The sequence below is a fragment of the Stenotrophomonas sp. YJH_SMC_21 genome, from assembly GCF_059369555.1.
Genome location: NZ_JCAFSU010000001.1, coordinates 43,923 through 66,829 on the forward strand (window position 1 = coordinate 43,923; position 22,907 = coordinate 66,829).

Annotated in this window: 22 protein-coding genes; 6 read left to right on the forward strand and 16 right to left on the reverse strand. The window is 67.2% G+C overall.

The annotated features are described in order from the left end of the window. Positions 1 to 100: 100 nt before the first annotated feature. From AC5P67_RS00225 to AC5P67_RS00235, 3 genes are all read right to left on the reverse strand, one after another. Positions 101 to 679 carry an LON peptidase substrate-binding domain-containing protein gene (locus AC5P67_RS00225; RefSeq protein ID WP_012481182.1) on the reverse strand — a complete coding sequence of 193 codons (579 nt, stop codon included), beginning with the start codon at positions 677 to 679 and terminating at the stop codon, positions 101 to 103. After that, entirely contained in the window at positions 676 to 2,040 is a 1,365-nt protein-coding gene (gene mpl / locus AC5P67_RS00230; RefSeq protein ID WP_114618190.1) for a UDP-N-acetylmuramate:L-alanyl-gamma-D-glutamyl-meso-diaminopimelate ligase, read from the reverse strand. Before mpl ends, AC5P67_RS00225 begins: the two co-directional genes overlap by 4 nt. 330 nt (positions 2,041 to 2,370) lie before the next feature. Then, entirely contained in the window at positions 2,371 to 2,934 is a 564-nt protein-coding gene (locus AC5P67_RS00235; RefSeq protein WP_005410920.1) for an adenylate kinase, read from the reverse strand. 136 nt (positions 2,935 to 3,070) lie between these two features. Here AC5P67_RS00235 and AC5P67_RS00240 point away from each other — a divergent pair, with 136 nt between their 5' ends. Both AC5P67_RS00240 and AC5P67_RS00245 read left to right on the forward strand, forming a co-directional pair. Further along, positions 3,071 to 4,327, forward strand: a complete 1,257-nt coding sequence (locus tag AC5P67_RS00240; RefSeq protein ID WP_005410921.1) for a 6-phosphofructokinase — start codon at positions 3,071 to 3,073, stop codon at positions 4,325 to 4,327. Positions 4,328 to 4,445: 118 nt separating this feature from the next. Further along, positions 4,446 to 4,835: a DUF488 domain-containing protein gene (locus tag AC5P67_RS00245; protein WP_005410922.1), complete on the forward strand. Its 390-nt coding sequence runs from the start codon at positions 4,446 to 4,448 to the stop codon at positions 4,833 to 4,835. A 72-nt stretch (positions 4,836 to 4,907) separates the two neighbouring features. Here AC5P67_RS00245 and AC5P67_RS00250 read toward each other — a convergent pair whose 3' ends face one another. Next, entirely contained in the window at positions 4,908 to 5,411 is a 504-nt protein-coding gene (locus AC5P67_RS00250; RefSeq protein ID WP_005410923.1) for a hypothetical protein, read from the reverse strand. 354 nt (positions 5,412 to 5,765) lie between these two features. Between AC5P67_RS00250 and AC5P67_RS00255 the strand changes: the two genes are divergently transcribed. Then, on the forward strand, positions 5,766 to 7,793 hold the full coding sequence (locus AC5P67_RS00255; protein WP_329754667.1) for a sodium-translocating pyrophosphatase: 2,028 nt from the start codon (positions 5,766 to 5,768) through the stop codon (positions 7,791 to 7,793). Between the two features lie 77 nt (positions 7,794 to 7,870). Here the strand turns inward: AC5P67_RS00255 and AC5P67_RS00260 are convergent, their stop codons facing one another. The 5 genes from AC5P67_RS00260 to AC5P67_RS00280 are packed head-to-tail and all read right to left on the reverse strand — an operon-like array spanning position 7,871 to position 10,823. Next, complete coding sequence (locus AC5P67_RS00260) at positions 7,871 to 8,590, reverse strand: energy transducer TonB (RefSeq protein WP_111118081.1); 720 nt, start codon at positions 8,588 to 8,590, stop codon at positions 7,871 to 7,873. Then, positions 8,587 to 9,012, reverse strand: coding sequence for a TonB system transport protein ExbD (gene exbD, locus AC5P67_RS00265; RefSeq protein WP_005410926.1), 426 nt, complete (start codon positions 9,010 to 9,012; stop codon positions 8,587 to 8,589). Before exbD ends, AC5P67_RS00260 begins: the two co-directional genes overlap by 4 nt. Before the next feature lie 9 nt (positions 9,013 to 9,021). Next, positions 9,022 to 9,750, reverse strand: a complete 729-nt coding sequence (gene exbB, locus AC5P67_RS00270; protein WP_049396214.1) for a tonB-system energizer ExbB — start codon at positions 9,748 to 9,750, stop codon at positions 9,022 to 9,024. Further along, entirely contained in the window at positions 9,737 to 10,204 is a 468-nt protein-coding gene (locus AC5P67_RS00275) for a YbaN family protein (protein WP_043034067.1), read from the reverse strand. Before AC5P67_RS00275 ends, exbB begins: the two co-directional genes overlap by 14 nt. Before the next feature lie 31 nt (positions 10,205 to 10,235). Continuing rightward, positions 10,236 to 10,823, reverse strand: a complete 588-nt coding sequence (locus tag AC5P67_RS00280) for a biliverdin-producing heme oxygenase (protein WP_005410929.1) — start codon at positions 10,821 to 10,823, stop codon at positions 10,236 to 10,238. Between the two features lie 107 nt (positions 10,824 to 10,930). Between AC5P67_RS00280 and AC5P67_RS00285 the strand changes: the two genes are divergently transcribed. Beyond that, a complete protein-coding gene (locus AC5P67_RS00285) occupies positions 10,931 to 11,188 on the forward strand; it encodes a DUF2789 domain-containing protein (RefSeq protein WP_024957127.1) in 258 nt (85 codons plus the stop codon). 150 nt (positions 11,189 to 11,338) lie between these two features. Here AC5P67_RS00285 and AC5P67_RS00290 read toward each other — a convergent pair whose 3' ends face one another. From AC5P67_RS00290 to AC5P67_RS00305, 4 genes are all read right to left on the reverse strand, one after another. After that, the gene (locus tag AC5P67_RS00290; RefSeq protein WP_495214253.1) at positions 11,339 to 14,257 is read right to left on the reverse strand and encodes a TonB-dependent receptor; all 2,919 of its coding nucleotides are present in this window, start codon (positions 14,255 to 14,257) and stop codon (positions 11,339 to 11,341) included. A gap of 201 nt (positions 14,258 to 14,458) precedes the next feature. Then, a complete protein-coding gene (locus tag AC5P67_RS00295; protein ID WP_227415624.1) occupies positions 14,459 to 15,394 on the reverse strand; it encodes a FecR family protein in 936 nt (311 codons plus the stop codon). 104 nt (positions 15,395 to 15,498) lie between these two features. Further along, complete coding sequence (locus AC5P67_RS00300) at positions 15,499 to 15,999, reverse strand: RNA polymerase sigma factor (protein ID WP_005410933.1); 501 nt, start codon at positions 15,997 to 15,999, stop codon at positions 15,499 to 15,501. A 72-nt stretch (positions 16,000 to 16,071) separates the two neighbouring features. After that, positions 16,072 to 16,545, reverse strand: a complete 474-nt coding sequence (locus AC5P67_RS00305; RefSeq protein ID WP_044570834.1) for a hypothetical protein — start codon at positions 16,543 to 16,545, stop codon at positions 16,072 to 16,074. A 184-nt stretch (positions 16,546 to 16,729) separates the two neighbouring features. Between AC5P67_RS00305 and ppa the strand changes: the two genes are divergently transcribed. Then, complete coding sequence (gene ppa, locus AC5P67_RS00310) at positions 16,730 to 17,266, forward strand: inorganic diphosphatase (protein WP_005410935.1); 537 nt, start codon at positions 16,730 to 16,732, stop codon at positions 17,264 to 17,266. A 152-nt stretch (positions 17,267 to 17,418) separates the two neighbouring features. Continuing rightward, a complete protein-coding gene (locus AC5P67_RS00315; RefSeq protein WP_005410936.1) occupies positions 17,419 to 18,540 on the forward strand; it encodes an HDOD domain-containing protein in 1,122 nt (373 codons plus the stop codon). Positions 18,541 to 18,597: 57 nt separating this feature from the next. Here AC5P67_RS00315 and AC5P67_RS00320 read toward each other — a convergent pair whose 3' ends face one another. The 3 genes from AC5P67_RS00320 to AC5P67_RS00330 all read right to left on the reverse strand — a co-directional run bounded on the left by AC5P67_RS00320 (position 18,598) and on the right by AC5P67_RS00330 (position 22,896). After that, positions 18,598 to 18,792 (reverse strand): hypothetical protein, encoded by a 195-nt coding sequence (locus AC5P67_RS00320; protein WP_223846439.1) that lies wholly within the window; start codon positions 18,790 to 18,792, stop codon positions 18,598 to 18,600. A gap of 191 nt (positions 18,793 to 18,983) precedes the next feature. Beyond that, complete coding sequence (locus AC5P67_RS00325) at positions 18,984 to 21,947, reverse strand: TonB-dependent receptor plug domain-containing protein (RefSeq protein WP_005410938.1); 2,964 nt, start codon at positions 21,945 to 21,947, stop codon at positions 18,984 to 18,986. 49 nt (positions 21,948 to 21,996) lie between these two features. Beyond that, a complete protein-coding gene (locus tag AC5P67_RS00330) occupies positions 21,997 to 22,896 on the reverse strand; it encodes a helix-turn-helix transcriptional regulator (protein ID WP_005414398.1) in 900 nt (299 codons plus the stop codon). Positions 22,897 to 22,907 lie beyond the last annotated feature (11 nt).

Below are 22,907 nucleotides of genomic sequence, written 5' to 3' on the forward strand. Positions count from 1 at the left end.
CGAACCATGCCCGGCGGAGTAGATCCACGCCATGCGTGGATGACATTCCCCGCATGCACCAGCGTGTGCACCAAGGTGCACACCCACCCAAAGCAGGCTGCTACGGCATCCAGCCCAGCAACTGCTGCAACCGCTGGTGCGGGTCGTCCATCTGCAGCAGCTGCAGGCGCTGCTGCTCGCTCAGCGGCAGCAGTTCGGCCAGCCGCCAGCCAACCCAGCTGGCCTGGTCCAGCAACGCCGGATTGGCCGGCGCATAGGCCTCACCGGCCTGCTCGATGATGTGCCCCAGCACCGTGGCCAGCAGCGCATGCTGCGGCCGCAGCTCATCGTCGGGGTCTTCGTCGCACCAGCGCACGTCGGCCACCACCAGGCCGTTGTCGCGTACGCGGGTGCGCTCGACATGGAAGCGGCGGGTGCCTCGCAGGCGCAACTGCAGCACGCCGTCGGCGCCGACATCGAAGTCTTCGATGCGTACCTGCACGCCATACGCTGCCGGTGTCGCCGGGGCTCCCACTTCCTGGCCGTCGAGGATCAGGCAGACACCGAAGCCCTCGCCACTGCGGCCGCTGTCGCGGACCAGATCCAGGTACCGCCGCTCGAACACGCGCAGCCCGACCGCTGCACCCGGCACCAGCGTGGTGTGCAGCGGAAACAGCGGCAGTGACGTGTCGCTGCTCATCGGGCCTGCAGCGCGGCGAGGAAGCGGCGCGGTGCGCCGTCGAAGCCCCCATTGGACATGAACACCACGTGGTCGCCGCTGCGCGCGCTGGCCTGCAGCTGCGCCAGCAGCGCGTCGGTATCGGGCACCGCGTGCGCTTCGCCGCGCACCGCGGCGATCACCGCGGCCGCATCCCAGGCCAGTTCCGGGCGATGCAGGAACACGACCTCGTCAGCCAACGCCAGCGACGGGGCCAGCGCCTGCGCGTGCGCCCCCAGCCGCATCGAATTGCTGCGCGGCTCCATCGCGACCACGATGCGCGCGTCACCCACCTTGGCACGCAGGCCTTCCAGCGTGGTGGCGATCGCGGTCGGGTGATGGGCGAAATCGTCGTAGATGGTGATGCCGTCATGGCGGCCGATCACTTCCATGCGGCGCTTGACGCTGCGGAAGCGCGCCAGCGCAGGAATCACGTCGGCCGGCGCCACGCCCACCGCATGTGCGGCAGCCAGCGCAGCCAGGCCGTTGAGCACGTTGTGGCGGCCCAGCAACGACCAGTGCACATCGCCCATTGCCTGCCCGCGGTGGTGTACGCGGAAGGCGCTGCCATCGGCGGCCAGCAGCTCGGCATGCCATTCCAGCGACGGGTCGAAGCCGAAGCGCTCGACCGGGGTCCAGCAGCCCATCGCCAGCACTTCGGCCAGATGCGGGTCCTCGCCGTTGACGATCAGTCGGCCACGCGCCGGCACCGTGCGCACCAGGTGGTGGAACTGGCGCTGGATCGCGGCCACGTCCGGGAAGATGTCGGCGTGGTCGTATTCAAGGTTGTTGAGGATGGCCACCAGCGGCCGGTAGTGCACGAACTTGCTGCGCTTGTCGAAGAACGCGGTGTCGTACTCGTCGGCCTCGACCACGAACTCGCGGCCCTGGCCCAGCCGGGCGGAGACGCCGAAATCCTCGGAGACGCCGCCGATCAGGAAACCGGGCGAACGACCGGCGCTTTCCAGCAGCCAGGTGAGGATGGTGGTGGTGGTGGTCTTGCCATGGGTACCTGCCACCGCCAGGGTGTCGCGACCCGGCAGTACCTGTTCGGACAGCCATTGCGCTCCGGAAATGTAGCGCTGGCCGGCGTCGAGCACGGCCTCAACGGCGGCATTGCCGCGCGAGAGGGCGTTGCCGATCACCACGTCATCGGTGCCGGCCGGCACGCTGTCGGCGCGGTAGCCCTGGTCCAGGGCGATGCCCAGCTGCTCGAGCTGGGTCGACATTGGCGGATAGATGGCCTGGTCGCTGCCGCTGACCGTATGGCCCAGTTCCCGCGCCAGGGCGGCCACGCCGCCCATGAAGGTGCCGGCGATTGCAAGGATATGTACGCTGCTCATGACCGAGGATTGTGACCGATGACGGCTGTATAGGGCCAATGTCCGCCCCCGGGTAAGACAAGTCCTACACGGGATGTGAGAAAACTCCAATCACCTGTCAGGGAATTCCCGATAGCGATGTTCTGTGAACCCGGACACAATTCGAACTGCCAGCCGCAGTACCCGAACCGGTCCTACTCCCCAAGAGGCCATCCCCAAGGGAGCTCATGCTGCGGGGCCCTGAGCAAGCCCTTCGCTGGCGCCTGTCAAACGACACAGGCCTGATCCTCACGGACCAGGCCTGTGTTTTTTTGCGCCCGAAGGGCCGGCAACAGGCCGGCCCCCGCCGGATCAGGCCTTGATCGCCGCCAGGATGCGGGCTTCGATCTCGTCCAGCTCACCGACGCCATCGACGCGGGCCAGGGTGCCACGGCCGGCGTAGAAGTCGACCACCGGGGCGGTCTGGTCGTTGTAGACCTGCAGGCGCTGGCGCACCGCTTCCGGCGTGTCGTCGGCGCGGCCCTGTTCCTTGGCACGACCGGCGATGCGCTCGACCAGCAGCTCGGTGGCCACGTCCAGCTGCACCACGGCATCCAGCGGCTGGCCGATCTTGGCCAGCAGGCCGTCCATCGCATTGGCCTGGGCCACATTGCGCGGGTAGCCATCAAGAATGAAGCCCTTGGCGACATCGGGCTGGGTCAGGCGCGACTCCAGCATGCCCAGCAGGATGTCGTCCGACACCAGGTTGCCGGCATCCATCACCGTCTTGGCCTGCTTGCCCAGCTCCGTGCCCGCGGCGATTTCCGCGCGCAGCATGTCACCGGTCGAAATGTGGGCGATCCCCAGCTTTTCCTTCAGGCGCGTCGCCTGTGTCCCCTTGCCCGAACCGGGCGGTCCCAACAGAACCAATCGCATTGACCTGACTCCAACGTGTTGAAAACAAAGAAGGTTCGCGTCCCGGACGGACCGGTATCGCTGCACCGCAATAGCGCCACTTTACCGCATCCGGGTAATGTCCCTGCAATGTCCTTTCCCCCGAGCAGGTAGACGCATGCGCAACGGTACTCTCCTCTACGCCCAATCCGGTGGTGTCACCGCGGTCATCAACGCCACGGCGGCGGCGGTGATCGAGCAGGCCCGGGCCAAGGGCATCAAGGTCCTGGCCGCGCGCAACGGCATCCTCGGCGCGCTGCGCGAGGAACTGATCGACACCAGCAAGGAGAGCGCTGCGGCCATCCGCGCCCTCGCCCATACCCCGGGCGGCGCGTTCGGCTCCTGCCGGGTCAAGCTGAAATCGCTGGACGCCGACCGCGCCCGCTACGACCGCCTGCTGGAGGTGCTGCGCGCGCACGACGTGCGCTGGTTCCTCTACAACGGCGGCAACGACTCGGCCGATACCGCGCTGAAGGTCTCGCAGCTGGCCAAGGCCTCCGGCTACGACCTGACCTGCATCGGCGTGCCCAAGACCATCGACAACGACCTGGCGGTGACCGACACCTGCCCCGGCTTCGGCTCGGCGGCCAAGTACACTGCGGTGTCGGTACGCGAGGCGGCGCTGGACGTGGCGGCGATGGCCGAGACCTCCACCCGCGTCTTCATCTACGAGGCGATGGGCCGCCACGCCGGCTGGCTGGCCGCGGCCGCTGGCCTTGCCGGCAACGGCGATGACGAAGCGCCGCACATCATCCTGCTGCCCGAACGCGCCTATGACGAGGCGGCGTTCCTGGCCAAGGTGAAAGCGGTGGTCGAGCGCGTCGGCTACTGCGTGGTGGTGGCGTCGGAGGGCATCGCCACCGCCGATGGCCGCTTCGTCGCTGACGCTGGCGGCGGCAAGGACTCGTTCGGCCACTCGCAGCTGGGCGGCGTGGCCGCGCACCTGGCCGGCCGGGTCAAGGACCAGCTGGGCCTGAAGGTGCACTGGGCGCTGCCCGACTACCTGCAGCGCTCGGCCCGGCACCTGGCCAGCAGGACCGACTGGGAGCAGGCGCAGGCGGTCGGCAAGGCCGCCGTGCAGCTGGCGCTGAAGGGCCAGAACGGCGTGATGCCGGTGATCGTGCGCAGCAGCGATGCGCCCTACCGCTGGAAGATCGAGGCGGCGCCACTGTCGAAGATCGCCAACCATGAAAAGAAGATGCCCGCCGGCTTCATCCGCCGCGACGGCTTCGGCATCACCGCCAGGGCGCGGGCCTACCTGTCGCCGCTGATCAAGGGCGAAGCACCGCTGCCGTATGGCGCCGACGGCCTGCCGAAATACGTCACCCTGAAGAACGTGGCGGTGAAGCAGAAGCTGCCGCCGTTCGAGGGCTGACCCGAAAAAGGGGACGGAGGGGATTAAGTCGCATACGCCCCTCTGTCATCTCCAACAGCGTCAGCAGTGGGTCGGATACGACTTAATCCCCTCCGTCCCCTTTTAGTGGAGGAACACCATGGCATTGCGTGTTGTTCGACTCGGTACGCCGCGCGTGCCTGGCGAGGGCCTGCGCATCGGCACCGTGCGGCGGCCGCCGCGCGGCGTGCCGCGCAGCGAGTTCGCCCGACAGGACTGGTACGACGTCTGGTTCCCGACCCTGTCACCGAGCGCGGAACTGGTGAAGCGGGCGCATGAGGCGAAGACGGCCGCCGACTGGACCGCGTTCTTCCGCCACTACAAGGCCGAGATGAAAGCGCCGGATGCCGCCCATGCACTGGACCTGCTTGCCGCACTGTCGCAGCACAACGACATCAGCGTGGGGTGCTACTGCGAGGATGAGGCGCACTGCCATCGCAGGGCTTTGCGCGAGCTGCTGGTGGCGCGCGGGGCGACGCTGGCGGAGTGATGATTGCAGGGTTGCCGGCCAGCGGCCGGCACTACCCGTGGATGACCGCTTGGGTACACCGCCCAGGCAATTTCAGTTGCAGGCCTTGCCTTCCATCTGCAGCTGCGCGGCGAACATCGTCACCTGCGGAATCTGGCCGGCAGCGGCCTGCTTCTTCGCTTCCTCCAGATAGATGCGCGACTGGCCCTGACCGTCCAGCTCGACCTTGTTGGTCGACGGCAGCCGCCACACGCGCACCACCGCCTGCTGTGCGGGGCACGCGGCGCTGGGCACGCGGATCACATCATTGAGCTTCCAACCCTTGTCGGCACTCGGTTGGGCCTTGGCGTAATCGACGAAGCGCGCGCGCGGCTGGCACTGCTCACTGGTACGCACCGCAGAGAAGCGGTACGGCTCGGCCGCCTGCCCGGTGAAGGCGCCTTCCAGGCGCGCACAGGCCTCGGGGATCTGCCGCAGCGTATGCACCGCGCCTACCGCCTGCGGAGCACCCACGGCGCGCTGTAGCTCCGGGGTTTCCGCGGCGAGTGCTGGTACAGCCGGGACCAGGGCGGCAAGCATCAACAGGGACAGGCGCATGGGAGATCTCCTACAGGACTGAGCGCAGGCTTGCAGAGCTTGGCTTAACGGGGTGCAAAGGCCTGTGACTCTCGTGCCCATGGCCCGGCGGCAGGGCCCGCGCGCATGGCGATGCCTTCCACCCTGAGGGCACCCACAGGATCAGGAGGCGCGGCTCGCAGAAGCCAGTCGAGCACGGCTCGACTCTACAGTGCACGGCACGCATACTGCGGGCACCAGGGAATGCTGAACACCGCCATACGTCGGACGACCGCCAAGGTCGGTACGGGTTGGTTCCAGGCTGCAGCCCGTCGTCCCCCTCGTGGTGCCGTTCATCGCCACTGGATGCCTACATCCATTCTGCGGAGGGGTCTAATGCTGGAACGTCACGGGCTGTCACTGGCGCTGGGCTGCGCCATTCTCGCGATCCTGTTCGGAATCGTCTCGGCGCGCTGGATCCTGCGCCAACCCACCGGCAATGAACGCATGATCGCGATCGCCACGGCGATCCAGGAAGGTGCGCGTGCCTATCTCAACCGCCAGTACCTGACCATCGGCGTGGCCGGTGTGGTGCTGTTCGTGCTGGTCGGTGTGTTCCTCAGCTGGTACACCGCGATCGGCTTCGCGGTCGGCGCGATACTGTCCGGCGCGGCCGGCTATATCGGCATGAACGTGTCGGTACGCGCCAACGTGCGCACTGCCGAAGCTGCACGCCACGGCATCAGCGCCGCAATGGACGTCGCCTTCCGCGGCGGTGCCATCACCGGCATGCTGGTGGTCGGCCTCGGCCTGCTGGGCGTGGCCGGCTACTACGCGCTGCTGCTGCGCATGGGCCTGCCGATGGAACAGGCGCTGCATGCGCTGGTCGGCCTGGCCTTCGGCTCGTCGCTGATCTCGATCTTCGCGCGGCTGGGCGGTGGCATCTTCACCAAGGGTGCCGACGTCGGCGCCGATCTGGTCGGCAAGGTGGAAGCCGGCATTCCCGAGGACGACCCTCGCAACCCGGCGGTGATCGCGGACAACGTGGGGGACAATGTGGGCGACTGCGCCGGCATGGCCGCCGATCTGTTCGAAACCTACGCGGTGACCGTCATCGCAACGATGCTGCTGGGCAGCCTGATGCTGGCCGAGGCAGGCGCCAATGCGGTGCTGTATCCGCTGGTGCTGGGCGGCGTATCGATCATCGCCTCGATCATCGGCGCGCTGTTCGTCAAAGTGAAGCCTGGCGGCTCGATCATGGGCGCGCTGTACAAGGGCGTGATCGTCTCCGGCGTTCTGGCCGCCATCGCCTTCTACCCGATCACTACCGGCCTGATGGGTGACAACGTGCACGGGCCGATGGCCCTGTACGGCTGCGCGTTGATCGGCCTGGTCCTGACCGGGCTGATCGTGTGGATCACCGAGTACTACACCGGCACCCAGTACAAGCCGGTGCAGCACGTGGCGCAGGCCTCGACCACCGGCCACGGCACCAACATCATCGCCGGCCTCGGCATCTCGATGAAGTCCACCGCGCTGCCGGTGGTGGCCGTGTGTGCGGCGATCTGGGGCGCGTTCGCGCTGGGCGGGCTGTACGGCATCGCCATCGCCGCCACCGCGATGCTGTCGATGGCCGGCATGATCGTCGCTCTCGATGCCTACGGGCCGATCACCGACAACGCCGGTGGGATTGCCGAGATGGCCGAGCTGCCCTCGGAGATCCGCGACATCACCGATCCACTGGATGCGGTGGGCAACACCACCAAGGCGGTGACCAAGGGCTATGCGATCGGTTCGGCCGCACTGGCCGCATTGGTGCTGTTCGCGGACTACACGCACAACCTGCAGGCTGCACATCCGGGGCAGGAATTCCGCTTCGACCTCAGCGACCACACGGTGATCATCGGCCTGCTGATCGGCGGCCTGATTCCCTACCTGTTCGGTGCGATGGCGATGGAAGCGGTCGGCCGCGCGGCGGGTGCGGTGGTGGAGGAAGTACGTCGCCAGTTCCGCGAGATCCCCGGCATCATGCAGGGCACCGGCAAGCCGCAGTACGACAAGGCGGTGGACATGCTGACCCGCTCGGCGATCCGCGAAATGATCGTGCCCTCGCTGCTGCCGGTGGCGGTGCCGGTGGTGGTCGGCCTGCTGCTGGGGCCACGCGCACTGGGTGGCCTGCTGATCGGCACGATCGTGACCGGCCTGTTCGTGGCCATTTCGATGACCACCGGCGGTGGCGCCTGGGACAACGCCAAGAAGTACATCGAAGATGACCACTTCGGCGGCAAGGGCAGCGAGGCGCACAAGGCTGCGGTGACCGGCGATACCGTCGGTGACCCGTACAAGGACACGGCCGGCCCGGCGATCAATCCGCTGATCAAGATCATCAACATCGTCGCGCTGCTGCTGGTGCCGTTGCTGTAGATCCACGCCATGCGTGGATGACGGCCTCGATGGGGTCAGAGCCCTTTCCCAGGAAAGGGATCCGACCCCACCGTCAATCACCGCCCGCGCAGGAAAAACGACACCGGCACCATCACGTCCACCGGGTCGCCGGCCACTTCGGCCGGCGGCGCCGGTACCGGGCTGGCGCGCTGCACGGTGTCCAGCGTCTCCTGGTCAAGCAGCGCGAAGCCACTGCTGCGGCCCAGCTTCAACCCCGAGACCGCGCCATCGCGGGCCACGGCAAAGCGCACGTAGACCACGCCCTGCTGGCGTAGCCGCTCGGCCTGGCGCGGATAGCGGCGATGCTTCTGCAGGTGCCCCAGCAGGCGACCTTCCCAGCTTGCCTCGGCGCGACTGCGCTCACCCGCCGTGGTCTGCGGTGCGGCGTAGCGCGCGGCGGCGTCAGCGGCCACCTGTGGCGGTGCGCTGGTCTGCGCGACATTGGCGTCGGCGACATCCGGCGAGGGCGTCGGCTCTGGTGTACGCGGCGGTGGCAGGTCACCCTGCGGCTGCACCGGCGCCTCCGGTTGCTCGCGCAGGGCCGGCTTCGGCGCCTGCCGCTGCTGTTGCTGCTGCAGTGGACCGGTGGCGACCTCGCGCGGCGGCACCGGAGGCGCCTGTGCCATCGGCGCCAACTCCAGCATCAATGCAGCGGGCGGCGCTGCGGCGGCCACCGCCGGTGCGCGCGCCGCCCACCAGCAGGCCACGCCGATCAGCAGCGCGTGCACCAGCAGCACGATCGCCAGGCTGGTCGCCCAGCGCCGCAATCCGCTCATCGCGCGCCCTGCTCCAGTCCAACCAGTGCCACCTTCAGGTAGCCTGCGCCACGCAGCGCGTCCAGCGTCGCCATCAGTTCACCGTAAGGCACGCGGGTATCGGCACGCAGGAAGATGCGCTGCGCGGTGTCGCCGTGGGTGGCCGCCTGCAATGCAGCGGCCAGCCCGTCACGCGCCACCGCCTGCTCGCCCACGCGCAGCGACAGATCGGCCTGCACGGTCACATACACCGGCGCCTGTTCGGGCGGCGTGGCACTGGCGCTGCTGGCCGGCAGCTGCACCGGCACTGATACGGTGGCCAGCGGTGCGGCTACCATGAAGATGATCAGCAGCACCAGCATTACGTCGATGAAGGGCGTGACGTTGATCTCGTGTGCTTCTTCCGGTGCGTCGTCGCGGTCGGACGCGGTCCTGATCGCCATCGTCGCGCCTCAGTGCACCGCGCGCAGCGGTGCCGCTGCGGTACGCGGCACGGCACGATCAAGATCGCGCGAGACCAGCTGCTGCACGGCCGCCGACAGATCGCCGAGCAGGCCCCGCAGGCCGGCCAGCACGCGGCTGAAATGGTTGTAGACCAGTACCGCGGGAATCGCCGCGACCAGGCCGAGTGCGGTCGCCAGCAGGGCCTCGGCGATGCCGGGCGCAACCACCGCCAGGTTGGTGGTGTTGCTGTGTGCGATGCCGATGAAACTGTTCATGATGCCCCACACCGTGCCGAACAGGCCGACGAAGGGCGCCACCGCGCCGATGCTGGCGAGCACACCGATGCCGCGCCGCTGCACGCGCGCGGTCTCCAGCTCGATGCGGTCCAGGCGCGAGGCGATGCGCTCCTTGATGCCGTCGCGACTATCCAGATCCTGCGACAGACGCAGTTCGGTGCGGGCGGCGTCCAGCATCGCCAGCGCGATGCCCTGCTGCAGACTTGCCTCTTCGCTCTGCGGCGGCAGCTGTGCGGACTGCAGCAACAGCGCGCGCGCCGCGCGCAGCTGCCGGGCCTGGCGGGCCAGCTCCCAGCCCTTGGCCAGCAGCACGGTCCAGGTGGCCAGCGACGCCAGTGCCAGCGCGATCATCACGGCCTTCACCACCACGTCGGCGGCCAGGTACATGCCCCATGGGGTCAATGCGGGGGCGGCCACGGGGGCCAGGTCAGCAGGCAGCATCGTCTCGGTTTCCATCAGCATCAGGGGTCGCTGCGCGACGACGGGCCGCGCGCGGATCATTGGCGTCGTCCACTTCCACGACCGGATGGGACTCCAGCCGGGGGGCCGGTCGGCTCAGCACGTAGCCGGCGCTGACCGCGAAGAACAGGCCCACGCCCAACAGCAGGCGCCAGGACGGGTGCGCGCCCCAGCAGAACAGGGCAAAGCCCAGCGCCATGCCGGCACTGGCAAACGCCTTGCCCTTGCGCGATACCGCGCCCTGCTCGCGCCACAACCGCAGCGACGGGCCGTAGCGCGGATGCGCCAACAGGCGCTGCTCGAACTTCGGCGAGCTGCGCGCGAAGCAGCCCACGGCCAGGATCAGGAAGATGGTGGTCGGCATCACCGGCAGCAACGCGCCGATCACCCCGAGCCCGACCATCAGCCAGCCCAGCGCGAACCAGAGCCAGCGCATCAGCGCTGCACCTGTGGGCGCACGCCGTGCATCAGGCGAATTCCACTTCGACGTGGCCGTGCACGCTGCGGAACGCGGCGTCGGCCGCATCGATTACCTGCTGCTCCTGCTCGACACTCAGCGGTACCGCGTCCAGCGCCGCGGTGAACTCACGCCAGTGGCGCGCCGCGCCATCGGGATGCGCGGCCAAGTGGCGGGCGCCAAAATCACGGTCCAGGCCGAGCTTGGCAGCCATCTTGTACAGAATGGTGCCGCCCAGGTTGGAGCCTTCAGCCACGTACAGCCACCCCAACGCGGCGGGCAGTTCCAGATCGGACGGCAACGCCGCGATGTCAGCCCCCGGCAGGGTCTGCTCCAGGTCCTGCAGGTCGCGCGCGACCTGGGTCAGGCGGCGGCGCTCGCCCAGGTCCGGCAGCAGTGCGTCCAGCGCAGGGTTGGCATACAGCGCATCGATGCTGCGGTGGAAGCGATACTGCACGCGCAGGAAACGGGCGAAATTGCTGCGGTCGGCGAAGATGTCGCCGGCCATGATGCGCTTGTCCAGGGCACCGTGGCTGTCGCGGGTGGCGGCCTTGAGCCGCAGGCTGCGGCTTTCTTCAGGGGCGATGTGTGCGTTCATGGGGGAATGCCAAGGGGGTCGTCGTGCTGTAGACGTCTGCCACGGGGCTTTCCCCAAGGCCGTCTACACCGATAATGGGCCATCCCCTTGTCCATCCGGAACCGACGATGATCACCACCGAACCGCGCATGACCAACCTGTTCCTGCAGCTGGGCCTGGATGCCAGCGCAGAGGGCATCGCCCGCTTCATCCGCGAACACCAGCTGGCCACCGATGTCGAAGTGGTCGAAGCACCGTACTGGAACGATGCCCAACGCCAGTTCCTGTCTGAATCGCTGCAGGCCGATGCGGCATGGAGCACCGTGGTGGACGAGCTGAACGAGTCGCTGCACGAGGATGCGGTAAAGGCTTCGAGCGGGCTGTAAATAGACGCCGGGCATGGCCCGGCGCTGTCGATTGCACGGCAGAAGCGGTGCGGACCAAGGTCCGCGCCCACCGAGGGCGGTTGGGGCTCGCTGGGGTCAGAGCCCTTTCCGCAGGAAAGGGATCCGACCCCACCACTCATCCGCGACCGATCAGTACTTCCAGGTCAACGCCAGTCGCGCGGTGCGGCCCGGGGCTGGCATCACGCCCAGGGCCAGCGGGTCCAGGTAGTAGCGGTCGGTCAGGTTGTCCACGCCGGCTTCCACCGACAGCTGGTCGTTGAAGCTCCAGCTGGCGAACAGGTCCACCAGCGTGGTTGGCCGGTACAGCTGCTGGATCGCCGACAGGCCCACGTTCCAGTCCTTGTCCAGCTTGCTGATCGGGCCGGCGTTGTGGACCACGCGGGTGCCGAAGGTCAGGCGCTCGTCGAACAGGCGCGAGCCCAGGGTCAGGTTGACCATGTAGCGCGGTGGGTTCTGGGTATTGGTGTACGAGCCCTCGAAGCCGCCGTCCACGCAGTCGGGCGTGTTGGCCAGCTCGCCGTTCCTGCGCTGCGCCCCATAGGCACGGCGCTCGGCGGCGATATCCGGCGCGCAGGTCTTGGCCTTGAAGTAGTAGTGCGCGGACAGATCGGCAAACACCTTGCCGCTGTCATAGCTGGACTGGAACTCCATGCCGGAGACCCTGAACTGGTCGACGTTGCGGATCAGGCCGGCCGACAGCGTGCGGTAGTCACGGGTGATCAGGTCGTCGATGCGGGTATCGAAGTACGCCAGCTTCAGGGCCAGGCGATCGCCGGCGGTGAACAGGTCGTAGCGGATGGTGCTTGCACCGATTTCCCAGCTGCGCGCGCGCTCCGGCTTCAGCTCGCCCACCGGCTTGGCGGCGGTGAACAGGCCCAGCGTGGTCTCGAACAGGCTCGGCAGCTTGGTGCCTTCGGCATACTTCACGTAGACCATGGTGTCTTCGCTGAAGCGGTAGGCCACGCTGGCAGTCGGCGAGAACGCGGTGTCACGACGGCGGATCGGCTGCGACCAGGTCCAGCTGACCGGCACTTCCAGGTCCTGCGCCTTGCCGGCGTCGTAGAAGTTCCAGCCACCGATGTCGCCCACCGTGCCCTTCTTGTACGGTGAGGCCAGCAGCGATTCCCGGGTGAAGTTGCCGTTGGCATCCGGATACCAGTTCAGCAGCGCGATGCGCTTGGCCCGCCACGACGGCAGCGCCGGGTTGCCATTGAGCAGTTCGGTGTAGCGGTACTGGCCCTGCACTTCATAGGCATCGGGCGTGGCCAGGCGGTTGCGGTCATGCACATCCACGCGGTTCCAGCGGCCGCCGGCCAGCAGTTCCCAATGCTCATCGGGCTGCCACTTCAGCGAGGCCACGGCACTGTATTCCTTGCGCTCGGCATTGCGCAGGAAACGGTTGTTGACCAGATCGTCGTGCATGACCGGGCCGGAACTGCCCGGTGCGATGTCTTCGTCACTGTAGGACAGGCCGTAGTCGAGGGTGAACGCACCGGCACGAGTGTCGAACCTCGAGGTGTTGCTGGCATCCAGTCCGAAGCGCTTCTGTCGCAGCGGATTGCGGTAGGCATCCTTGTAGCCGGGGTCACCACTGAAGCTGGGCGCGTCGTACCACTCGGTGCGGCGATCGAAGTACCAGGGGGTGATGCCGGTCAGGCTGTTGTACATCACGCTGTCGGTGTCGGTGTACGCGGCGTTGACGCGCAGGTCGACCAGCTCGCTGTCCGGGTTGAAGCGATAGCGCAGGGTGTAGCTGTCCATGTCGACGTGGCCCGGATCCCATTGCGGAACGCGGTCGCGATCGACGCGGATAATCTGAGAGGCCATGATCTCGCCGGCGGTGCCTTCGTAGCGGCGGTAGCCCGCTTCCAGGGTCTGTGCATCGTCGATACGCCAGGTGCCCTTGAGCAGCGCCGACTTCGAGCGCGCCGAGGTATTGAAGACCTCGGTACGCGGCGGATTCAGCGGTGCCAGCGTGCGCCGGGTCTGTGGGAAGTCGTCGTAGCCGTGCTTGCCGGAGAAGTAGTTGCCATTGTCGCGGTAGGCGTAGGCGGCGACCAGATCGAAGCGGTCCCAGTGACCTGCCGCAGCCACGTTGAAGAACTGGCTGCCGGTGGCGCTGCGGTCGGAACGCGGCGCGGCACTGTAGGAAGGCAGGTTGTTGGCGCTGTTGTTGGCCAGGCCGCCACGCACGCGCATGCCGAAGTCGCGCCCTTCGCGCAGCACGTCGCCGATCTTCAGCGTCTCCATCTCGACCACGCCGCCGATGCCGCCAGAGGCGTTGGCCTGCAGGCTCGGGCCCTTGGTGATGGTCAGGCTGGAGATCAGGTCCGGGTCGAGGTAGGTACGCTGCGATTGACCGGCGTAGCCGCGGTAGGTATCGATGCTGGACTGGCCACCGTCGATGATCACCGGCACGCGGCCCTGGCCCTGGATGCCGCGGATGTTGACGTCGAAGCCATTGCCGACGCGTGGGTCACCGGCAGTGACGCCGGCCACGCCCTTGACGATGTCGCCGTTGGAGGTACCGCGGAAACGCTCCAGGTGCGTGCGGTTGAGCGTGGTGGTGGAACCGACGCTGCGATAGCTGTCGAGCAGGCGCGCCTCGTCGCTGGCCGCGCCACTGTCGACGCGGTCGCCGGCCACGCTGAGCGTGTCGGTGACGATCACGCCGCTGTCGGCCTGCGCCGGCGTTGCCGCTTCCAGCGTGACTGCATCTGCGCTGACCCGGCGCACCGCCAGGCCACTGCCCTGCAGCAGCTGCTGCAGCGCCTCGTTGGCCGGCAGGCTGCCATTGACCGCACGCGAGCTCACCCCGTGGGCCAGGATGGCCGGATACACGACCTGCACGCCGGACTGGCGCATGTAGCTGCGCAGCGCCTCGTCCAGGGGCTGCGCTGGAATGTCGAAGCGCTGTACGGCGGCGTGATCGCCACGGGCGTTCTGTGCCAGCACGGATGGCGTGGCACTGGCCAGGCCGGCAGCCAGCAATGCAATGCACAGGCGGGACGGGCGCGGCGCGCGGCCCGGACGGTGGGAGTCGAACATGGGGAACCTGTCAGGTAATCGGTGCCGCAGGCGCGGCGTCATCCGCAACACAGGCGGACACGGCGACGTACGTGGCGGCGGCGGGTACGTTCGCGGGGTAAGACGGCTGGGCGCACGGCAACCCCAAGGGCGATTTGCGGTCGCGGTGGGTGCCGACCGTTGGCCGGCACATCGGGAACATCATCCACGCATGGCGTGGATCTACTGATGGATGATGGCGACGCCGAGCGGCAGGCGGGTGACCTGCAGACCTGCCGTCGCCGCCAACGCGTCCAGCGCCTGTTCCGGGCGATCGATGCGTAGCGCCGCACTGATCGCCGGCAGTCGCGACAGATCACCGCGCACGAACGTCGGGCCGGCACGATAGCACCCCACCCATTGCACGGCGTCGGCGACGCTGGCCTGCTCCAGCAGCAGCTCGCCCTGGCGCCACGCGCCCACGCTGTCGGCCGCCACATCCTGCAGGCGCGTCACGCCGTTGCGCTCGCCATAGACGGCACGCTGGCCCGCCTGCAGGTAGGTCCAGCCACCGTCGGCCGGGCTGGCCACGCGCACCCTGCCCTGCCCGACCTGGGTTTCCACCCCGCCATCGCCACGCGCGACGGTGAACGCGGTGGAGATGTCCTCGACCACGCCATTGCCGGCACGCACGCTGAAACGCCGCTGCGCATCCGGGCTGACCTCGAACCAGACGCGCCCGCGCAGCAGCTCGACCTCGCGTGCGTGCGCATCGAAGCGCACGGCGATCGCGCTGTCCGCATCCAGCACTGCGCGGCTGCCATCGGGCAGCGTTACGTTCTGCACGACGTGCGTGCTGCGATGGTCGGCCTGCAGCCGCAACCAGGCCTCCGGCCATGCCACCAGCATCGCCAGCACAGCTGCAGCGGCCATCGCCCAGCGCATTCGATGCGGGCGGCGGCGTTCGGCGGACCGGGCCTGCGGGCGTGGCCCGACACTGCGCCACAGCGCTCGCTCGTGCTCGAAGGCCCGACGGTGCCCCGGTTCTGCCAGCCAGCGCTCGAACTCGTGCATGCGCCCCTCGCCGATGTCACCCGAGGCCAGCCACGCAATCCAGCCCCGGGCCTGTTCGGCCAGGGCATCGTCATTGGCGGCGGGCAGCGTGTTCGGCGGGCTCATCGGCTGGCGGACAGGCGCATTCAAGCGCGGGCGGGGGAACTAGACCGCATCCACGGTCCAGTGATCAAGACGTTTCAGCGAGGGCCAGCCCCAAGCCGGGGCGATCATCGGCCGCTGCGCGCCCAGGCCAGGCGTTGCAACGCGGTGCGCACATGGTTCTCGACGGTGGTCACCGACACCCCGAGGCGGCGGGCGATCTCGGCCTGGGTCAGGCCCTGCAGGCGGTTGAGCCGGAAGATGGTGCGGGTCGGCTCCGGCAGGTGTCCGGCCGCATCCAGCACACGCTGCAGCTCGTCCTGGGCCATGGCCTGTTCCTCGGTCGAGATGACCTCGTCCGCTCCCCACAGGTAGTGGTCGGCCAGCAGGCGGTTGCGCCGGGTCGATTCGCGGCCGTGGTCGGTGGCCAGGTTGGCGGCCAGCCGGTACAGGTAGGCACGCGGATTGTCGATGGCCTGGCTGTCATCGACACCACGCGCCTTGAACCACACCGCCTGGATCACGTCCTCGGCGCCGTTGTCGCCCCCCAGGATGCGTTGCACCCGGCGCAGCAGCGCAGGCCGCTCGCGGATCAGCAGTTCGGTGAGGGAGGCGGCATTGGAGGACATGCGCGGAACCGGGACGACAGACGGAAGGCGCCGCGCATGCTACTCCGTTAATGAGAATCAGTCACGTTCGCATCAATGGATGCACCCGGTCAGCCCGTCATAGACGCTCTGCGAGGTCCCCGGCAACGGGTCATGCAGTGGATTGCGGGCGGCGAGCGCGGCATGGAAGGCCTCCACCGGTGTGCCAGGCTCCAGCGGCAGGCGGCACAGCCAGGTCGGTTGCCGGGCGACGATCGCACCGTCATGCCGCGACACAGCCAGGTCACTGGCGGCAAATGCCCACAGGCACTCATGCACCGTGCCGCGCATCGCGTCCACCGAGCAGCGCAGGCGCAGGGCGCGGATATCGCTGTACTCGCCTTCGCAGAAGGTATCGCCGCAGATCGCGTCGAACCCGTACTGCAGACGTCCCTCCAGGGCAAAGAAGCGGTCCCAGTTGGCTTCCTGCCGCGGGTAGTCGATCAGGTCGACGTAAGGAGAGGCCTGGGCCAACGGCGCAACCAGCAGCATGCAGAACAGGGCGAACGGCAGGGCAGACACTTTCATCGGCGGACTCCTTGGCAAGGTCGATCCAGCCTGCGCCCCCGCACCGGCCGGCCCTATCAGCCAACCCCGGCCTGCCGCGTGGGTCCCTGCCCCACGCAGCGGTCAGCCCCTCCCTCTGCACAGCGCCCGGCAAAGGCATAAAATGGGGGGCTATCCGTCTATATCCCCCACCTGGAGCACGACCATGGGTCTGGAACTCGTCTCGCCCGGCAAGAACCCGCCGGAAGAAATCAACGTCATCATCGAGATCCCGAAGGACTCGGAGCCGGTGAAGTACGAAGTGGACAAGGAAACCGGCGCGATCTTCGTCGACCGCATCCTGTCCACCCCGATGCGTTACCCCTGCAACTACGGCTACGTGCCGAGCACCCTGTGCGGCGACGGCGATCCGGCCGACGTGCTGGTGGTGCTGCCGCTCCCGCTGGTGCCGGGCTCGGTCGTGCGCTGCCGTCCGGTCGGCGTGCTGAAGATGAGCGATGAGGCGGGCAGCGACGAGAAGATCCTGGCCGTGCCGGTCTCGAAGATCTTCAGTGGCTACGCCCACGTTGAAGACATCGCCCAGGTTTCGAGCCACTGGCTGGAGCGCATCGGCCACTTCTTCGAGCACTACAAGGACCTCGAGAAGGGTAAGTGGGTCAAGCTGGACGGTTGGGGCGGCGCCGCTGAGGCCAAGCAGATCCTGATCGAGGCGCACCAGCGCCACCTCGACAGCAAGGCCTGAGCCTGAACCGGATCGCTCCGGCGGTACCCTGCCGGAGCGATGCGGGTCACGTTTCATGATGACGGCACATCACTCTTGCTGCCGTATTAGGTAAATTGCGTCACTTCACACGTCATCGACATCCATCGTCGAGACAGCCAGGGGAATGTGTCGTGCGTATTCTGCTTGTTGGGGATGCAGCCAGCCTGCCGGCTGAGCTGACCGAATTCATTGCCGATCTTGGGGAAGACTGGCAGCCGCTGACCGCCACCGATGGCCAGACCGCGATGACCGCGGTTGCCACCCAGGGCGTGGACGCGGTGATTGTCTGCCCGCAGCTGCCGGACCTCAATGCCACCACGCTGCTCGGCCAGATCAGGACCCTGCGTCCGGAAACCATCCGCATCGCGCTGGTGGACGCACAGCATGGCAACCGGCCGCCGCCGGCACGCCTGATCGGTGTCGCTCACCGTTTCCTGCCGTTGCCACTGGCACCGGAAGTACTGCTGGAAGCGCTGACCAGCCTGGAAGAGCTGCGCGAAGTGCTGGACAGCCCGCGCCTGCGCGATGCCATCGGCCGCATCGAGAAACTGCCGTCGCCGCCGCACCTGTACCTGAGCCTGACCCAGGCGCTGGAGCATGACGACGACGCCGACAGCGCCGACGTGGCCAAGCTGGTGGCCGCCGATCCGGCCATCGCCGCCAAGGTGCTGCAGTTGTCGAACTCGGCGTTCTTCAGCCAGGGCCGCACCATTGCCGACCTGCGTACTGCAGTCACCCGGCTGGGCCTGGCCACGCTGCGTGACCTGGTGCTGGCCAGTGAAGTGTTCTCGGCGCCGACGCTGTCGACTGCCGAACGCAACTCGCTGCAGCAGCGCGCCCTGCTCGCCTCGCGCCTGGCCGCACGCCTGCTGCCCGAATCCAGTGCCGAACTGGGCGCAACCGCGGCACTGCTGGCCGACATCGGCCTGCTGCTGCCCGGCGTACGCAACGAGCGCACCGAGCCGTCGCTGGCCGGTGATACCCGCCCAGGCCATGCCGAAGCCGGTGCCTATCTGCTGGGGCTGTGGGGCCTGCCGATGCCGATCATCGAAGCGGTGGCATTCCACCTGCAGCCGCAGCGCGCCAACACCCGCAGCTTCTGGGTGACCGGTGCGGTGCACGTGGCCCTGGCGCTGGTCAACGGCGACCCGGTGGATGAGGACTATCTGCAGCGCGCGGGCGTGCTCAACAAACTGCCGCAGTGGCGTGAACATGCCAACAGCCTGATGGGGCTTACGCCGAGCGAAGCCTGAGTTCCACCGGCAATCCACACGATGAAGGCGCGTCCGCAGGGACGCGCCTTCGTTGCGTCAGGGCTGCGCGCAGTGGTCGTACACGCAGCGCTCGAACAGGAACTGGCAGTACGCCGCATCCTCACCGGCCTTGATGCAGTTGCTGCGCACCTCCGCGCAATAACGGCCATTGGCACACACCAGCGGACCGGCCGACACACTGCCGGCCAGGCTCAGGACGGCGAGAACTGCAGCAGCAAACATACGTGGCATCGCGTTGTTCATTTCGCGCTCTCCCTGGTCCGGAATGGACCTCTGCGAACCTACCAGCGGTCCAGTTGCGACAAGCGTGACCTTTGTCGCTGAACTGCCCGATTCAGAATTTCCCGACCCGGCTCTGCCAAACGCAAAGAGGGCGGGCCTTGCGGCCCGCCCTCCTCGTCTTGCCTTCAGGCTTCGATGGATCAGAAGCGCTGGTTGTACTGGATGAACAGGAAGCGGTCGTAATCCAGCATCGGGTCCAGCTGCACGGCACTGGCGTTGGTCACCGCGTAGGTGATCGGCGGGGTCTTGCCGAACACGTTGCGGGCACCGACGGTCACGCTGCCGTTCCACGGGGCCTGCCAGGTGGCCGAGATGTCGTGATAGACGATCGCGCCCTTCTTGTTGGCACCCAGGCCACCGCTCCAGCCACCGTTCTCGGTGTAGTAATCCGGCTGGTTGCACTCCAGGCCATTTTCCTGGTCGTAGCAGAAGTCGCGGAAGCCGCCGTAGTAACGCATGGTCCAGGTGGCCGACAGGTCGCCCTTGGTCCAGGTGCTGGCCAGGGTGCCGCGGACACGCGGGTAGTTCCAGTAGCCTGCGTAGTCATCCCATGCAGCACCCTTGGTGGCCTGCTGACGGAAGCTGGTCAGGTAGTTGGTGTCCAGGTTGAACGACAGGGTACCGAAGCTGTATTCCGGCATGCGGTAGCGGACGCCGAAGTTGTAGCCTTCGGTTTCCAGCGACCCCAGGTTCGCGTTGCCGCGGCTCAGGCCGGTGACCTGCTGGCCGTTGGCGACGTCGCCACGGCTGTACTGGTCACAGAAGGCCTGCACACCGTTCTGGTAGCACTGGTTCAGCACGTAGTTCGCCGACAGCGCGGTGATCACGTTGTCGACAGTGATCTTGTACCAGTCCAGCGAGACGTTCAGGCCGCTGACGAAGCTCGGGCTCCAGACCAGGCCCGCGGTGCGGGTCTTGCTGGTTTCCGGCTGCAGCTTGTCGTTGCCCACACCCGAGTTGAACGGGTTGTTACCCTGGGTGTCACGGGCACTGATCGGACGACCGGCAGCGTCGGTCTGACGGAAGTCGGACGCCAGGCCTTCAGCACCGCAACGGGCTGCAACGGCCGGGTTGCTGCGCTGGCCGAACACGGCATCACACGGATCGGTGAACTTGTCGAAGGTCTGCGAACCACCACCGAACGTGTCGTCCAGGGTCGGGGCACGGAAGCCCTCGCCGTAGGTCGCACGCACCAGCAGGTCGTCGATCGGCTTCCAGGTCACGCTGAACTTGCTGTTGACCGTGTTGCCGAACTTGTCGTAGTCCGAGTAGCGGCTGGCGATATCCAGCGACAGCTCCTTGGCACCCGGCAGGTCACGCAGCAGCGGCACCATCAGTTCCAGGTAGAACTCGTTGGTCTTGTACTTGCCTTCGGTCGGCTGCGCGGCCAGCTCGGTGGTGTAACCCGAGGAGGACAGTGCGTCCGGGTGATCGTAGCCCGACACTTCGCGATGCTCGTAACCGGCAGCGAAGGCGAACTCGCCCGCATCGCCCGGCATGTCGAACAGCGAACCGGTGATGTTGGCGAAGTACTGCTTGCTCTTGCTCTGGCCGGTCGAGTTCAGCAGGGTGTTGATGTACTTCAGCGCATCCGGGGTCGCGGCGCTGGCGCCACCCAGCAGGTCGAACGGAACGCAGCTGCCCGGGCTGGTGCCCAGCGCGATCGGGTTGGCAGCGGTGCCGCACTGGGCGACGCCGTTGGCGTTGATGAACGACGGGCCGAGGGCGTTCTTCAGGGCCAGCAGGTTGATGTTGCCCGAGCTGGTCTGGGTCACGTCGAACTGGTTGTAGTTGATGCCCACATCCCAGTCGAACGGACGGTTGTTGAAGTCGAAGTTGCCTTCCAGGGCCGCGTCGAAGTGCAGCGACTTGACGTTGTTCTGGGTGATGCGCGGCAGTTCGAAGATACGACGGCCCCAGCCACCGATGTCAACGCCGGCGCCCGGGTTGGCCCAGTTGCCCAGCGGGTTGTAGATGCTGTCCTTGCTGATCGCCACCGGGAACTGCGGCTGCGAGGTGCCGGTCAGCGGGTAGCCGGCGATCTGGCGCTTGGAATCGCGCTCGGAGTACATCGCCGTCGACTTCAGACGCAGGTTGTCGTTGATGTCGTAGCTGGCCGAGGTGAACATGGTCTTCGACTCAGCGCCCTGGTTCAGCATCATCTGCTGCGAGGCGTTGTAGTAGTCGTCCAGACCAATCAGGTGGTAGTTGTTGAAGTTGTTCGACGGCTGGCCAACGCCGACCGGGGTGTCCCAGGAACCGGTGTGGTTGACCACCCAGGTGTTCGGGACCCACTTGCCAGCCTTGTTGTATTCGCCAGCACCGGCGGTGCCTTCGGCACGCGGATCGGTGAAACGACCCCACGGGCCAGCCGGGCTCAGACCGTCTTCCTTGTGGCCCTGGCCATAGGAGTACTTGGTCAGGCCACGATCCTTGGCCCACACCGGATCTTCCTTGATGTAGTTCGCGCCGAACACGATCGAGGAGCGCTCGCCGCTGGCACCCAGGGTCAGGCTGTACTGGGTCTTGGAACCGTCGCCGTGGCTGTTCTGGCCATAGTAGGCACTGGCCTCGGCGCCGTCGAAGTTCTTGCGCAGGATGATGTTGACCACGCCGGAGATGGCGTCGGAACCGTAGATCGCCGAGGCGCCGTCCTTCAGGACTTCAATGCGCTCGATCAGCGAGGTCGGGATGGTCGACATGTCGGTGAAGCCGGCCAGGCTGGTGCTCCAGCGCTTGCCGTTGACCAGCACCAGCGTGCGCTGCTCACCCAGGTTGTACAGGCTGACGTACTGGCCGCCCTGTTCCGGGTTGGACGCCAGCACGGCCGCCTTGCTGAAGGTCTGGGTGCCTGCCACGGACAGGTTCTGCAGCAGGTCGCCGACGCTGACCAGGCCCGAACGCTGGATGTCCTCATGGCTTACGGTGAGGACCGGCTGGGAGGTTTCCACATCCACCGAGCGGATGCGGGAGCCGGTGACTTCCAGGCGATCAAGGGTGGTCGGGGCACTGGCTTCCTGTGCGGAAGCAAATGCCGGTGCCAGCGCCAGCGCGATGCCGGCGGGCAGCAGGCCCAGCCGCACGGCAGGGGTGCGAACGTTCATCAATCTCTCCAAGGTACGTGTTAGTAGCGTGTTAAAACGCTCCAGCACGTTACGATTGCGTTGCGATGCTGTATTTGCGCGACCCAACCGTAGACTTTGCAGAGTGTGGCGGGAGCAAGCCGCCGTTTTCCCTGAACCGGGAAGCAGACTGCCCGTAACGGGCGCGGAAGGCCCGCGCGAAGCTGCAGCAGTTGTCGAATCCGCTGGCCGCGGCGACCTCGCCCACCATCATGTCGGTGTCGCGCAGCAGATCGGCGGCCCGCTCCAGGCGCAACCGTGCCGAAAGCGACTGGGGGCTCTCTTCATACAGGCTCTGGAAGGTCTTGGAGAGGTACCAGCTGGAGAAGTTGGTCAGCTCGGCCAGCTCGCCGATCCGCACCACGCGGTGGCTGTTGCCCTCCAGATAGAGACGGGCGCGCTGCATGCGGCCGAACACCTGGCGCTTGCGGCTGCGTGAGCGACCGGGGCAGCGCTGTACGTTGTCGGCCAGGTCACGCTGCAGGCCGGCCAGATGCAACAACAGCGGGCGCAGCGCCTGCGCTGGCAGGCCGCTGTCGAGCGCATCGCGCCACAGGCGCAGGGCAACGCGGGCGTCACCGCGGCTCATGCGACCACGACCGGCATACAGGCCGCAGTCGGCCATCTCGGATAGCACCCGCATCGCCTCCGCAGTCAGGCTGAGGCCCACGCACAGTCCGTTACGGCCGGCCTGCACCAACGGGCGCGACTCCTTCTCGAAGGCAATCCACTCGCCATGGCGCAGGCGGAAACGCCCTTCCTTGGCTTCCACCCAGGAACTGCCCCGCACCTGCAGCCAGACAGTGAAGCTTGACCCTGCCGTCTGCAGGCTGCCGAGCCGGGCCACGCCCATGCAGGTCGGCGCGAGATCGTCCAGCGCCTTGTCGAGGGAGACGGTTTGGCCACGATCGGCCAGCGAGAGTTGACGCATGGGGCACCACG